The sequence below is a fragment of the Mycolicibacterium novocastrense genome, assembly GCF_001499835.1.
Lineage (GTDB): Bacteria > Actinomycetota > Actinomycetes > Mycobacteriales > Mycobacteriaceae > Mycobacterium > Mycobacterium novocastrense.
The window spans coordinates 1-14,114 of the sequence record NZ_LQIH01000027.1 but is presented as its reverse complement, the minus strand read 5'-3'; the positions used below and the strand labels follow the sequence as shown (position 1 = coordinate 14,114).

General features: G+C 69.3%; 9 protein-coding genes. 3 read left to right on the top strand and 6 right to left on the bottom strand.

Annotation, left to right across the window (positions count from 1 at the left end):
* Positions 1-5: 5 nt before the first annotated feature.
* The gene (locus AU072_RS18705; protein WP_064415193.1) at positions 6-749 is read left to right on the top strand and encodes a maleylpyruvate isomerase family mycothiol-dependent enzyme; all 744 of its coding nucleotides are present in this window, start codon (positions 6-8) and stop codon (positions 747-749) included.
* On the opposite strand, the gene AU072_RS18700 is transcribed toward AU072_RS18705, so the two are convergent.
* The 6 genes from AU072_RS18700 to AU072_RS18675 form a co-directional block, all read right to left on the bottom strand.
* Entirely contained in the window at positions 746-1,981 is a 1,236-nt protein-coding gene (locus tag AU072_RS18700) for a YibE/F family protein (protein ID WP_064415192.1), read from the bottom strand. The two genes, AU072_RS18705 and AU072_RS18700, sit on opposite strands and share 4 nt — an antisense overlap.
* Positions 1,982-2,076: 95 nt before the next feature.
* Positions 2,077-3,351 (bottom strand): pyridoxal phosphate-dependent aminotransferase, encoded by a 1,275-nt coding sequence (locus AU072_RS18695; RefSeq protein WP_064415191.1) that lies wholly within the window; start codon positions 3,349-3,351, stop codon positions 2,077-2,079.
* A 46-nt stretch (positions 3,352-3,397) separates the two neighbouring features.
* Positions 3,398-6,487, bottom strand: a complete 3,090-nt coding sequence (locus tag AU072_RS18690) for a heterodisulfide reductase-related iron-sulfur binding cluster (protein WP_064415190.1) — start codon at positions 6,485-6,487, stop codon at positions 3,398-3,400.
* Positions 6,488-6,623: 136 nt separating this feature from the next.
* Complete coding sequence (locus AU072_RS28805) at positions 6,624-8,333, bottom strand: Hsp70 family protein (protein WP_064415189.1); 1,710 nt, start codon at positions 8,331-8,333, stop codon at positions 6,624-6,626.
* A 106-nt stretch (positions 8,334-8,439) separates the two neighbouring features.
* Complete coding sequence (gene iniR / locus AU072_RS18680; protein ID WP_064415188.1) at positions 8,440-10,980, bottom strand: isoniazid response ATPase/transcriptional regulator IniR; 2,541 nt, start codon at positions 10,978-10,980, stop codon at positions 8,440-8,442.
* A 4-nt stretch (positions 10,981-10,984) separates the two neighbouring features.
* On the bottom strand, positions 10,985-12,766 hold the full coding sequence (locus AU072_RS18675; RefSeq protein ID WP_064415187.1) for an Hsp70 family protein: 1,782 nt from the start codon (positions 12,764-12,766) through the stop codon (positions 10,985-10,987).
* A gap of 244 nt (positions 12,767-13,010) precedes the next feature.
* On the opposite strand from AU072_RS18675, the gene AU072_RS18670 reads away from it, so the two are divergent.
* Positions 13,011-13,523 carry an Rv0340 family IniB-related protein gene (locus tag AU072_RS18670; protein ID WP_064415186.1) on the top strand — a complete coding sequence of 171 codons (513 nt, stop codon included), beginning with the start codon at positions 13,011-13,013 and terminating at the stop codon, positions 13,521-13,523.
* Between the two features lie 259 nt (positions 13,524-13,782).
* The coding region (locus tag AU072_RS18665) for an IniB N-terminal domain-containing protein (protein ID WP_217266025.1) at positions 13,783-14,114 on the top strand (332 nt) is incomplete at its 3' end.

Here is a 14,114-nt window from a genome sequence, read left to right as displayed (position 1 = left end):
GGGGCGTGGATTTCCGAGCCGCGCTGCTCGACCAGACCCGCGATTTCGGGGAACTGATCCGCAGTGCAGACCCCTCGACGCCGGTGCCGACCTGTCCTGACTGGACGCTCAAACACCTGTTCCGCCACGTCGGTCGCGGAAACCGGTGGGCGGCACAGATCATCGCCGAACGCCGGATGTCGGCGCTGGATCCGCGCGAGGTGCGCGACGGTAAACCACCCGACGACCCCGACGGCGCGATCGACTGGCTCAACCAGGGCGCGCAACTGGTGGTCGACGCGGTCGAGCGGGCGGGGGCGGCGACCCGCGTATGGACCTTCCGCGGCTCGCGCCCGGCGGGTTGGTGGATCCGCCGCCGGCTACACGAGGTCACCGTTCACCACGCGGATGCGGTGCTGGCCCTTGGGGCCGACTTCAACCCATCGCCCGAGTTGGTGGCCGACGCGATCAGCGAGTGGGTCGAATTGATGGTCGGCCCCGGAGCGCAATCCGCGCTGGATCGCGGCAGAAGCATCCACATGCACGCCACCGACGACGGGCTGGGGCCGACCGGGGAGTGGACCATCGTCCACGACGAGGACGGACTCTGGTGGTCGCACAACCACAGCAAGGCCGACACCGCTCTGCGCGGAAGCGCCGGCGACCTGCTGCTGGCGATCACGCGCCGGCGCACGGCCGCCGACAGCGGTATCGAGGTGTTCGGCGACACCGCGGTGTGGGACGCGTGGCTGGAGCGCACCGGCTTCTAGCCGCGTCGGGCGCGAGCGGGTGTCGCCAGCACCGTGGCGATTCCCGTCGTCAGCGGTACCGACAACGCCAGCGCGATGCCGCCGACCGCCGAACGGGCGATCTCGATGGCGACACTCTCGCTGGTGAGCACGTCGCCCAGGGCCCGATTGGCCACGCTGAACAGCAGCAGCAAGGGCAACGCGCTACCGGCATACGCCAACACCAGCGTGTAGACCGTGCTCGCGATGTGGTCACGTCCCACGCGCATCGCGCCCAGGTAGATGGTCCGCCGCGAGCTGCCCTCGAGCTCGGCCAGCTCGAACACCGTCGAGGCCTGGGTGACCGTGACGTCGTTGAGCACACCGAGCGACCCGATGATGAAGCCGGCCAGCAGCAGGCCGGTGATCGATACGTTGCCCAGGTAGGCTGCGACCTCGTTGTTGCGATCTTCCGAGAGGCCCGTCAGGTGGGCCAATTCGATTGCGCCCCAAGAGAGCAACGCGGCAAGCAGCAGCGAGGTGAGTGTGCCGAGCAGGGCCGCGCTGGTCCGCAAGCTGACGCCGTGCGCCAGGTAGATGACGGCATAGAGGATCAGCGCCGAGGCCACCAGCGCGACGGGAACGGCCGCGGCGCCGTCGCGCAGCGCCGGCAGCATGAACACCACGAGCACGAGGAACGCGACCACGATGCCGATGAGCGCGCGGAACCCCCGCCACCCGGCGACCACGACCACCACGACGGCGAACGCCACGGCGAGCGCGACGAGCGGCCACGTCCGCTCGTAGTCGTAGAACGAGTAGGTGGTGGTGCCGGTCGCGTCGACCTGACGGCTGATCCTGACCTCGTCACCGGGGGCGAGGTTGGGTTGGCCGGGGCCGCCGCTGAATTCGAGCAGGGTCGCCGCACCCTTGTTGGGACCGGATTCGATGGCGATCAGCGCCTGTACGCACTCGGCAGCACCACCCGCGGCCGGCACGGGATCGGCGGTGAGCACCTGACCAACCGACGGGCTCCCGCATGTTGTGGTGCTGCTCGAGCGGACCAGCCCCGCTTCGGTGGTGACGGCGCCGCCCTCGGCGTTCTGAAACGGCAGCGGGATCTCGGTCTTCTGCTGGCTCGGCCACAGCCACGCGGTTCCCGCCAGGACCGCCACGCCGATCGCTATCAGGAGGCCGACGACGACCTTCGCAGCGATCGGTCCCAGCGGCGCCGGGCCGGTCGGAAAGTGGGAGTGGGAGTGTGAGTGCGCCACCCGGCCAGGGTAGAGGCAGCCGCGAGCGCTCACTGATGTGACGGGTTGCGGCCCCAAGCCCGTACGTAGCTGAGCGCTCCCCTATTGGGGCGCCGCTACTGCCGGTAGCTGACCAGGAAGTTGCCCAGCCGTTCGATCGCGTTCGCCAGTTCGCGGGCCCACGGCAACGTCACGATGCGCAGGTGATCCGGTGTCGGCCAATTGAACCCGGTGCCCTGGGTGACCAGGATCTTCTCCTGCAGCAGTAGATCCAGAACCAGCTGCTCGTCGTCGACGATGTCGTAGACCTCGGGATCCAGCCGCGGGAAGGCGTACAGCGCCCCTTGAGGTTTCACACAGGACACCCCGGGAATCTCGTTCAGCATCTGCCAGGCCACATCGCGCTGCTCCAGCAGCCGCCCGCCAGGCAGGACCAGCTCCTCGATGCTCTGATGCCCACCGAGAGCGACCTGGATCGCATGCTGCGCAGGAACATTCGGGCACAATCGCATGTTCGCGAGCAGGCTGATTCCCTCGATGAAACTGGTGGCGTTCTCCTTGGGCCCAGTGATCACCAGCCAGCCCGCCCGATAGCCCGCCACCCGGTATGCCTTCGACAATCCGTTGAAGGTCAGGGTCAGCACGTCGGGTGCCACCGATGCCGTCGCGATGTGCTCGGCGTCGTCGTAGAGGATCTTGTCGTAGATCTCGTCGGACAGCAGCAGCAGCTCGTGTTTGCGCGCCAAATCCGCGATCTGCGTGATGATCTCGCGCGTATACACTGCGCCGGTCGGGTTGTTCGGATTGATCACGACGATCGCCTTCGTGCGTTCGGTGATCTTGGATTCCAGGTCGGCGATGTCGGGCATCCAGCCCTGCGTCTCGTCGCACAGGTAGTGCACCGGGGTGCCGCCCGCCAACGAGGTGCACGCGGTCCACAGCGGATAGTCGGGCGCCGGAATCAGCACCTGGTCTCCGTTGTCGAGCAACGCCTGCAACGTCATCTGGATCAACTCGGAGGCGCCGTTGCCGAGGTACACGTCGTCGACGTCGAATCGCGGGAAGCCCTCGACCAGTTCGTAGCGAGTGAACACCGCGCGCCGCGCGGGCATGATGCCCTTGGAATCGGAGTAGCCCTGGGCATACGGCAGCGCCTGGATGATGTCGCGCATGATCACGTCCGGCGCTTCGAACCCGAACGGCGCGGGGTTGCCGATGTTCAGTTTGAGGATGCGGTGACCCTCGGCCTCCAAGCGTGAGGCGTGCTCGTGCACCGGTCCGCGGATCTCGTACAGGACGTCCTGCAGCTTCGACGACTGCGTGAACGTGCGCTGGCGCGGTCCGTGCCCGGCGGCGTGGATCGGCACGTGGTGGGTGGTCACGTCGTTCATGCTCTCACTTTTGTCCAGCGATTAACCAAAATCGCCGGTCAGCAGGTCATCGTTTACCCGGGGGACGAGCGCCTCTGGCGATGCCCAGACCCTTCACCGGAGGCTGTTCGGGCTGGTCTCCGTTGTCCCCGTCGGAAGGCTCAGGGGCAGCGGTCGATTCGCCGTCGTCCTTCGGCTCCGGTTGCGCGGCAGCGGGTTTCGACTCGGCGGGCGGCTGTGCCGGTGCGGCCGATTTCTTGGCCCCGGGCCGGCGCGCGCCCGGGGCGATGCCGAGGCCCTTGACCTCAGGTTCGGGCTTGGGCTCCAGGCCTCGATCCGAGTCGGCGGTATCGGTCTTGGCCCCCGGCGCCGCCTTGTCCGGGTCCACGTTCGGCGGCTGGGTGACGGTCGCCTCGCCCTCGTTGGGCGACGCGGCCGGGGACTTCTTCTTCGCACCGGGCCGCTTGGCGCCTGCCGCGATGCCCAGGCCCTTGACCTCGGGCTCCGGCTTGGCCGCGGCTTCGGACCCGGCCTCCGGCTTGGCTTCGGTCTGGGCGGGCGCCGTCTGCGCCGCCGGCGCGGCCTTCTTGGCGCCGGGCCGCTTGGCGCCAGCGGCGATCCCCAGCCCCTTCGCGGGTGCTGCTGTGGCAGCGGGCTTTTCGTCGCCCGCAGGCTTGTCGCCGGCGGGAGCGGCGGTCTTCTTGGCGCCGGGTCGCTTGGCGCCGCCGGCGATTCCGAGGCCCTTGACCGGTTTGGTTTCGGTCGCCGTTGCGGCCTCGGCCTTCGGGGAGGGCGCGGCCTCGGGCTCGGCCTGCTCCTCGGCTTCGGCCTCGGCGGGCGCTTCCTTGACGGGCGCTTCGGCGGCCAGCTTGGCGGCGCGTTCCTCGGCCTCCTTGGCCGCGGTGCCCTTCTCCGGCAGCGTGATGGTGCTCTTGTCCAACGAACCCAGCAGCAGCTGGGCCACGTCGAGCACCTCGGCCTTCTCCACCTCGCGGGCGGCCGAGACCTCGTCCACACCGTCGGTGATCATCACGCGGCAGAACGGGCAGCCGGTCGCGATGGTCGAGGCGGTGTCCATGGCCTCCTCGGTGCGCTCGGTGTTGACGCGCTTGCCGATGTGTTCTTCCATCCACATCCGCGCCCCGCCGGCGCCGCAGCACAGGCCCCGATCGGCGTGCCGAGGCATTTCGGTCAGCTTCGCGCCGGACGCCCCGATCAGCTCACGCGGCGCCGAGTACTCCTTGTTGTGCCGTCCCAGGTAGCACGGATCGTGGTAGGTGATATCCGCCCCACCGTCAGCGGGCGTGACCGGAATCAGCTTCTTGTCGCGCACCAGCCGGTTCAGCAGCTGCGTGTGGTGCAGCACCGTGAAGTTGCCACCGACCTGCGGATATTCGCGCCCCAGGGTGTTGAAGCAGTGCGGGCAGGTCACGACGATCTTGCGGTCCACCCGCTCGACGCCCTCGAACAACTCGTTGAGCGTCTCCACGTTCTGCGCGGCCAGCTGCTGGAACAGGAACTCGTTGCCCGAGCGGCGCGCCGAGTCGCCGTTGCATGTCTCGCCCTCGCCGAGCACCAGGTACTTCACGCCCGCGGCGGCCAGCAGTTCGGCCACGGCCTTGGTGGTCTTCTTCGCGCGGTCCTCGTAAGCGCCTGCACAGCCCACCCAGAACAGGTACTCGTAGCCGTCGAACGACTCCACGTCCTTGCCGTACACCGGCACGTCGAAGTCGACCTCGTCGATCCAGTTGGTGCGGTCCTTGGCGTTCTGGCCCCACGGGTTGCCCTTGGTCTCCAGGTTCTTGAACAGCACGCCGAGCTCGCCGGGGAACTCGGACTCCATCATCACCTGGTAGCGGCGCATGTCGACGATGTGGTCGATGTGCTCGATGTCGACAGGGCACTGCTCGACGCAGGCACCGCACGTCGTGCAGGACCACAGCACGTCGGGGTCGATGACCCCGCCCTGCTCCTCGGTGCCCACCAGCGGCCTGGTGGCCTGCTCGGGACCCGACCCGAGGATCCGTTCGAAGCCGGACTCGGGGACGTGGTCGTGCGAATGTTTTTCGGATTTCTTCTCGCCGCGCAGTTCCTCGCCGAGGCCGCCCTCGGGCGTGTTCTCCAGCGGCGACTCCTTGTCGCCGAGGATGTAGGGCGCCTTGGCGAACAGGTGGTCGCGCAAGTTCATGATCACGAGCTTGGGCGACAGCGGCTTACCGGTGTTCCACGCCGGGCACTGCGACTGGCACCGACCGCACTCGGTGCACGTGGTCATGTCGAGGTAGGCCTTCCACGTGAAGTCCTCGATCTTGCCGCGGCCCAACACCGCATCCTCGGGCGGATCCTCGAAGTCGATCTGCTTGCCCTCGTACTCGACGGGCAGCAGCGGACCGAGCCCGTCGGGCATCCGCTTGAAGGTGACGTTGATCGGCGCCAGGCCGATGTGCAGGTGCTTGGAGTGCAGCACGATCAGCAGGAAGATCAGCATCACCGCGATGTGGGCCAGCAGCGCAATGGTCTCGATCCACGAGTTGGCGGTGTAGCCCAGCGGGCTCATCAACCACCCCATGAACTGGGAGAAGAACGCGCCGTTGCCGTAGGGCAGGGCGTCGGTGTTGACCGCGGCGCCGCGCACCAGCGCGTAGGTCCAGATGACGTTGAAGATCATGAACAGGATCAGCCACGCGCCGCCGGTGTGCGATCCGTAGAACCGCGAGTCGCGGCCGTGTTGCTTGGGCTCCTGCCTCACCCGGATGATCGCGAACGTGATGATGCCGAGCAGCACCGCGACGGCGAAGAAGTCCTGCAGGAAGCCCAGAACGTCCCAGCGGCCGATGATCGGGATGTGGAAGTCGTGGTCGAAGAGCAGCCCGTACGCCTCGAGGTAGACCGATGCGAGGATGAAAAAGCCCCACATCGTGAAGAAGTGGGCCAGCCCGGGCAGGGACCACTTCAGCAGTCGGGTTTGCCCGAAGACCTCTTCGATCTGCGTGGTGATGCGCTTGCCGAGGTTGTCCTTGCGGTTGTTCTCGGGACTGGTGGGTGCACCGGAGCGGATCAACGTCGTTAGCCAGAGCACGCGTTTGGCGGCGAAGACCAGGACGAGGGCCGTCAGCCCTAGCCCGACGACGAGCCTGATCAGCATCTGCGTATCCACCGCGCGCCTCCCATTCTCAAGTTACTCAAGGGTAACTTATCGTTAGTTACCGGCGGGTAACTTAACTCAGGCCTGCTCAAGCCCGGGAGTCATAGTTGCATCTCCAAAGGAAACACCGCTACGAAGGTTGTCCTAACTACGCACCGTCGGTCGGGCTGGACTCGTCGGGCACCGTGTCGGTACCCGTTTGCTCGTCGCTCGAATCCGGCACGACGGGATCGCCCTCGGGTGATGGAGCGCCGTTACCGGGCCCGGGATCGATCGGCGGAGGGTCAGGCACCGGCGGGGTCGGATCGGCCGCAGGCGGGGTCGGATCGGCCGCCGGCGGGTCTGACGGCGGCGGAGCCTCGGGTTGGGCCGGTGGGGCCGGCGGATGAGCGCTCGTCGGCGGCGGGGGTGTCCAGGCCGGCGCCGACTGCGCTGCGGGCGCCGGGCGCGGGCTGCGCTGCTGGGGTGCGGACGATCGCTGGGCCGGCTGCACGACGACCGTGGTGAGTTGGGGGGCCTGCGGCGCCGGGGGTGCTGGAGTGGGAGCCGGCGCCGCAGGCGCGGGGGATGGCGTGTCTTCGGGAGTGAGGACGGTCGCCGCCTCGACCGGGGTGGCGGTGTCACCGCGCAACTGCATGAGGCCGAACAGGGCCGTGGTGATCACCGCGGCGGCTGCGGCCAGGCTGAACAAGACGAGCGGGGAACGTCGCGGCGCCGCTTCGTCCTGCCACTGCTCATGCTGGAACTGAAGGTCGGGGCGGGAATCGACGAACGGCAGGAGCTCATCCGGGCGGTCGTCCTCGGACCAGGCCAGCGCGGCAGGTGTGCCCGATGATGGCCCGGCCTCGACCCGGACGGTGACTTCCTCGATCCCCGCGGGCGCGAGAGTGGTCGCGGGCTCGACGACGCGCCGGCGCTGGGCGAGCAGAGCGGTCCCGACGGCGGCGGCAAGCTGCGGCTCCGCGGTGGTCACCACGGGCACCCGCAGGTGTTCGGACAGCTTCTGCGTGAGCAACGGGATGCGTGCGCCCCCGCCGACGGTCGCCACCGCCGATACCGCAGCCGCCGGAACCCCGTAGCGTTCGAGCGTCTCGTCCACCGCGGCAAGGAAATCGGTGACCGGGCGCTGGATGATTCCCTCGAGCTCCGCGCGGGTGACCCGGACATCTGCGTGGTGTCCGGGCAGGGCGACGGCGACGGCCGTCGCGGTGTGCGCCGACAGCCGCTCCTTGGCGGCTCGGCATTCGTCGCGTAGCCGTGCCAGAGAACCGACGACAGCCGTTCCGAACGGGTCGGCGCCGTCGGGCAGCGACGTCATCACATGTGTCAGAAGCGCCTGGTCCACCAGATCGCCGGAAAGATCGGCGAACCGGACGGTCTCGCCGACCACCGCGTGGCCCGAGGACGCGTTGGCGAGCGTGATGCTGCTGCCGCTGCCGCCGAAGTCGCAGAGCACGACGACACCGCGAGAGGGCAGGCCCGGATCGGTGTTCAGCGCGGCCAGAGCGGCGGTCGCGTCCGACACCACCGGCACGTCGCCGCCCAGGGCGCGGCGCAGCGAGTCGGCGACCGACGGGCGCCAGTGCGCGGGTACGGCGAGCGCGATGTCCTCGGCCGGCTGCGTCAGTGTGCGCAGCGCCTCGGTGAGTAGCTGCTCGGGGCGATGGGCGGAGCCGTCGGGGGCGATGATCGGAACGGGGTCGCCGACACGATCGACGAACCCGGTGAGTCGCTGTCCATGCAGCGTGAGTTCGGAGGGTCGGATCACCGCGGCGTTGCCGTCACGGGTCGCGACGAGGTAGGTCGCGCCGACCGAAACACCCACCGGCCGGCCCGGGTTCGCCTGGTGATTGGACATGGCATGACGCTATGGCGCTGCGCCGGCGGGCGGATCCGGTGCGGGACCCGTCGTCAGTCGGGGCGGTTAGGGGATCTCGGTTAGGGGATGGCGGCGCATGCGGGGATCACGACTGCGGGGTCAGCATGGCCCGCAGCATCGACAACATCTCCGAGCGGGATTCCGCGCCGAGCCGACGGCGGATCCGTGCGACGTGGTGTTCGACGGTCTTCGCTGAGATGAACAACTGCGCTCCGATGTCGCGGTAGGGCATGCCGAGAAGCAGCAGTTCGGCGACCTCGCGCTCGCGGTCGGACAGTCGTGACGACACGGGGCGCGCCGAGCCGGCCCGCGCGGTCTGGTGCGCCGCGAGCTGGTCGGCCCCGGGTGCGTCGTCGGGGGCGACGGTCTGCTTGAGATCGCGTGCGAGCTGCAGCATCGCGCCGGACACCCGGCCATCGGGGGTCTGCAGTGCGGCCTGACCGGCCAGCCGGGTCGCATCCCAGGTGAGGCCGACCTGCGCGAGCAGCCGCGCAGCCGTGGTGACCTCGTCGGTGTCGACATGATTGGCCAGTACCCGCAACCAGGTGCGGCCCGCAGTAGCCAGCGTCTTGGCGAAGGCGCTGTGCGCGGCAGCGGCAGTCAGCGCCTGACCGTGCGGGGCGACGGCGTCCGGCGCGTTGGCGAGGATGCCCGCGTGCACGCCGGCCCAGTGCAGGGGAGTCGACCACAACACGGGCTCGCCGAGGGAGCCGAGCAGCGCGAAGGCCTCGTCGAGGGTGTGCTGCAGCCGGTCGATCTGGCGCATCCGGGATGCGGCCACCCACAGTTCACCCAGCGGCAGTAGGGAGAAGAGGTCAATCGAGTACTCGGCGAGCACCTCCACCGCCGCGTACCAGTGCTTCTGCATGGCGCCGGTGTCACCGCTGCGCCGGGCGATCGCTGTCTGCAGCGCGGCTGCCCACAGCGAGTCGCGGCGGTGCAGCGGCGAAGTATCGGCGTCCGCGCACGCGACCGCCACGTCGGACGTCGCTGCGGGCAGTTGCCCGTCCTGCATCCGCACCCAGCCCAGCAGCAGCCGGTGTCTGCGGGCGACGAAAAGCGCGGCCTCCGAACCGTCTTCGAGACCGGCGCGCACCGCCCGGACGATCACGCTGCGGGCCCGTACCGGATCACCGCCGTGCAGGGCGGCCAGGGTCACCAGCGCCGCGGGGCTGTCCGGGGCCACGCCCGCCGCGGGCTGATCCGCGGTGATCGCCTGCCCCAACCGGGAGACGGCGGCGGGGTACGGCGCGTCCAACGACATCAACAGGCCCTCGGCGAGGCTGCGCGCGGCGCGGGCCGTGGAGGTGGGTGGGCCGGCGCTCTCGGCGGACAACGCCGTCCGGGCGGCCGGCAGGTCACCCGCGGCCAGGGTCACCACCGTGCCCGCCGCGCTCACGAACGCGTCCGGATACGGGCCCAGCCAGCGAAACAGGTCCGCGGCCTGCGCTGCGCTGCCGTCGTGCAGGGCGATGCTGGCCGCGATCCGGACCGCGGCGGCCTTCTCGGCCGCATCCTCGGAGCCGAGCAGCTGATCGGTGAGGCGGCCCGCGGTGCCGCAGTCGCCGGTCAGCGCCAGCGCGTCGGCCAGCCGCGGGCTCAGCGTGGTCGCCCCCGCATCGACGGCAGCGCGGTAAAGCCTTGCCGCCCTTGCTGGTTGGCCATGGCTGCGGGCGGCCATATCGGCCAGCGCGGTCGCCAACCGAGCGTCGCGCAGGCCGTGCTCGGCCAGCTGGAGCGCTAACTGGGGTGTGAGCGTGGACGATTCGAGCTGCGACACCAGAAGCGCGACCTCGGTGTCGTGATGCCGTGCGGTGCCGAGGATCTGGGCCACGCAGCGGTGCAGTGTCCGCACGAAGGCTCGGCTGTGGGACGGCTCGACCAGACCCGTGGCGCGCGCACGATCGACCACCGCGTACGCCTGCTCGGCGTCCATCCGCAACGCCGCAGCGATGTCGTCGGGGCCGAGTTCTCTGCTCAGCGAGGTGACCAGAAGGGTGTCGAGCGTCGCGTCGTCGAGGCGGCGCAGCCGTTCGGTCAACGCGTACGTGACCGCCTGCAGGATCGCCGTCGCCGGTGCCTCGTCCTGCGGGTCGGTGACGGCCGTTATCGCCGGCTGCAGCAGGAACGGCAGGCCCGCCGTCGCCACGACCAGGGAACGCACCATGTCCGATGGCGGTGTGCCACCGAGCTTTTCGGCGACGAGGCGTGTCACGTCTCCCGGAGACAGTGGTCCGAGGCTGACGATCGGGTTCTCGCGTTCGATCGCCGTGAACAGGGCACGTATCGCCGGGCGATGCGCGATGGGCTCACTGCTGACGACGAGGGTCGAAGGCAGATCCGACACCCGCTGCGCGAGCTGGTCGAGTTCGTCGTCGTCCAGCAGCTGGGCATCGTCGATGACGACGGCGGCCCCCGGATCGTCATCGACACGCGGTATGCGGGTGAGCACGGGTACGCCCGCGGCGCGAAGTGCGGTTCGAACGGCGGTCAGCACCGAACTCTTGCCGGTGCCGATCCCGCCCGACACCAGCAGTTTGACCGGCTCGGTCGGTGCGGCCGCCAATCCTGCGACCGCCTCGCGCGCGGGCGGCGGGATGTCCGGCCGGGGGTCCGACGCGGTCATGGGTCTATGGCGCGTCCGGAACGGGGATGTCCGGCTCCGGTTCGACCGATGTGGTGGGCGGGTCGGTGGTCGGCGGCTGGGTGGTCGTCGGCTGCGTGGTGGTGGGACGCGTCGTCGTGGTGGTGGGCTGCGTGGTGGTGGTTGTCGTCGTGGTGGTTGTGGTGGTCGTGGTTGTGGTGGTGGGTGGCGTAGTGGTCGTCGTGGTCGTCGTCTCGGGTGGCGGCGGTGGGGGGACCACGCTGGTGGTCGGGCGCCCATCGGTTCCCGTGACGGTAACCGTCTGTGGTGCAACCGAAGTCGTCGTCTCCGGTGAGGGTCCTGACTCGAAGGTGGTAGCGGTCTCGGTGACGGGGGAGCTGTCGCCGGTCGTACTGGTCAGCGTGACCGCGAGACCGCCGGCGGCCAGCAGTCCGACCGCGGCCGCCGCGCCGAACAGCACCACCGGCCTGCGGTACCACGGCAGCGGTTCGGGTTCCGGTTCGTACTGCTCTTCCTCGTGGGCGAACCCCATCGCGGGGCGAGCGCCGGTTCCCCCCGCTTCGAACGTGTAATCCTCACCGGCATAGGGGACCGGCTCATCGGCGGGCGAGTCGTCCTGCGACCACGCCAGCGCGCGGAACGTCGCCGAGCCCGCACCGTCGGCGGCCGACTCGGCGGCCGCGACGCCTGCGGCCCCTGCGGCCCACGCGGCGGCCGACATGCTCGTCGGCGCCATCCCGGTCGGGGCATCGGCGGCGGCAGCCATCCCGGTGGCCGCGTCGGCGGCGCTGGCGACCAGCGCGGCGCCCGCTGCGACGTTGAGTTGGGACTGCGGCGTGGTGATGACCGGTGCGCGCAGCCGGGTCGACAGCTGCTGGGTGACCATCGGGATGTTGGCCCCACCGCCGACGGTCGCGACGGCCGAGACGTTCGCCGGCGCAATGTTGTTGCGCTGCAATGTCTCCTGGACGGCATTGAGCAACCCGTCGAGCGGCTCGCTGATCAGCTGCTCCAGCTCGGTGCGGGTGACGCGCACATCGGAGGTGAAGCCGGGCAGGTCGGCGTGCACGACCGCGGCGGTGTCGGCCGACAGTTGTTCCTTGGCCACGCGGGCCTCGTTGCGCAGCCGGGCCAGGGAACTGACGGCGGCGGTGCCCGCGGGGTCGGCGTCGTTGGCCGCCGCGATGCCCGCTACGACGTGGTTGAGCAGGAGCTGATCGATCTGGTCGCCCGAGAAGTCCGCGTAGCGGACCGTTTCTCCGATCGGGCCCAAGTCGGCACCCGCGTCGGCCAGGCTGATGCTGGTTCCACTGCCGCCGAAATCACACAGCACCACCACGCCGCTCGACGGCAACCCCGGTGCGGCCTGAAGCGCGGCGAGCGCGGCCGCCGAATCCGGCACCAGCGTGGGCGCCACCCCGTCGGGAGCCAGGCCCGGCGCGGCACGCAGGGCCCCCCGCAGCGCGCCAGTCGTGGCGGCTCCCCAGTGCGCGGGCACCGCGATCACGACCGGTGCACCGCCGCCGACCGTGCGCGCCATGGCGTCGAGCGCCTCGACCAGCACCCGCTCGCCGCGATGCGGCGAACCATCGGCGGCCACCAACGGCACCGGGTCGCCGACGCGTTCTACGAAACCGCTCAGCACCATGCCCGGTTGGTTCAGGTTGGGATTCTCGGCCGGAACACCGACTTCCGGCGCCCGATCGTCGAATACGGTGAGTATCGATCGGCGCATGACCGGTGGACGGCCGATGCGGGCCGCGACCAAATTGGTCGAACCGATCGACAACCCGAGTGAGTCGCTCATCTCCACCTTTGCATTTGGGTGCATTCGAACCCGGCCATCACGATAGCGGCTCGATGGCTTCGGACACGGGAGCTGCCCCTAGTGGGAGAAAATCCCCTAACGCGGCATCCCCTAACGACGCGGCCGAGCAGGTGGGTTTCGCACCGATCACCGCGGCGTTCGCCGTCGATAGCATCGTGGCAGGCCACTCGGCTAGGCCTTGTCTCTAGCCACATATATCTGTTTGAGGGAGGGAGGGTGTTTCATGGCCAACGAGTTACTCGACTTTGTCATGTCGGTGGTGCGTGATCCCGACGCCGCTGCGCGTTTCGCCGCCGATCCGGATCAAGCCATTCTCGACGCCAATCTGACGAACGTGACCAGTGCCGATGTCCACGCCCTGATCCCGGTGGTGTCGGAGTCCATGTCGGCGCTTCCGACGACTGTTCCGACCGCGCTGGACGGCGGTATCGCCGAAGCCGCGAGCAATGTCTGGAGCAGCGGAGCGGCCACCGCCGCCTTCGACGCGTTCGGCGATCACGTACCGGCCGAGGTGGTGGACGACGTGTCCGCGGCGTTGATCTCCGACCCGGGGGTCCCCGAACTCGCTGAGCCGGATGTCCCCAGCGTCGCCGGCGCGGACGACACCTCGTTGGAGTTGGACCAGCCGGTCTCCGACGTCGTCGACGACGTCCCGACCATCGACGACTTCAGCGACGCGGTGGCCGATGTGCAGCAGCTCGACATCGACGCGGGCGGATTCGACATCTTCGACTGAAACGCAGTACCGACCGAATGCGCGGCCCCTCAAGGGGCCGCGCATTCGTCGTTTCGGCGCGAGAATGCGGGCCCTCCCGAGCACCCCCCAGCCATCCCCTAATCCCCTAACGGCACCCCTACTCCGATCCCGGGACGCTGCCGTGCAGGGAGGGGCCGCGACCCCGTTTCAGGGCCGCCGCGACCGCCATAACGTGGTTCTCAGCTCGCCGGACAGCCCGGCGACCAGACCAAGACCGACATCTTCGAAAGGATCCGACATGAACCTCATCGACTGGTTTCTGAACCTGTTCCGCGACCCCGTCTCCGCTGCCGCGTTCGTGGCGGACCCCGACCGCGAACTCCACCAGGCCGGCTTCGGCAACGTCTCGGCCGCCCAGGTGCAGGCCGTGGCGGCCACCGTGGCGCCTGCGGCGGTGGTGCATGGTGGTGGTGATCCGGTGGTGGGTTTGCAGCAGGCGGTGGCCCAGACTCATGGGATCGCGTTCACCCCGCAGCGCCAGACCGAGGCGTTTTCCAACAACGACACGCTCAGCCACAACGACACCCGGTTCTTGAGCCCGGAGACCAACACGGTCAACCATGCCGGTGA

Coding starts and splice junctions, on each gene's coding strand:
- AU072_RS18695 (WP_064415191.1), bottom strand. CDS start 3,351: ATGAACGACGTGACCACCCACCACGTGCCGATCCACGCCGCCGGGCAC.
- AU072_RS28805 (WP_064415189.1), bottom strand. CDS start 8,333: ATGTCCAATCACCAGGCGAACCCGGGCCGGCCGGTGGGTGTTTCGGTC.
- iniR (WP_064415188.1), bottom strand. CDS start 10,980: ATGACCGCGTCGGACCCCCGGCCGGACATCCCGCCGCCCGCGCGCGAG.
- AU072_RS18675 (WP_064415187.1), bottom strand. CDS start 12,766: ATGAGCGACTCACTCGGGTTGTCGATCGGTTCGACCAATTTGGTCGCG.
- AU072_RS18670 (WP_064415186.1), top strand. CDS start 13,011: ATGGCCAACGAGTTACTCGACTTTGTCATGTCGGTGGTGCGTGATCCC.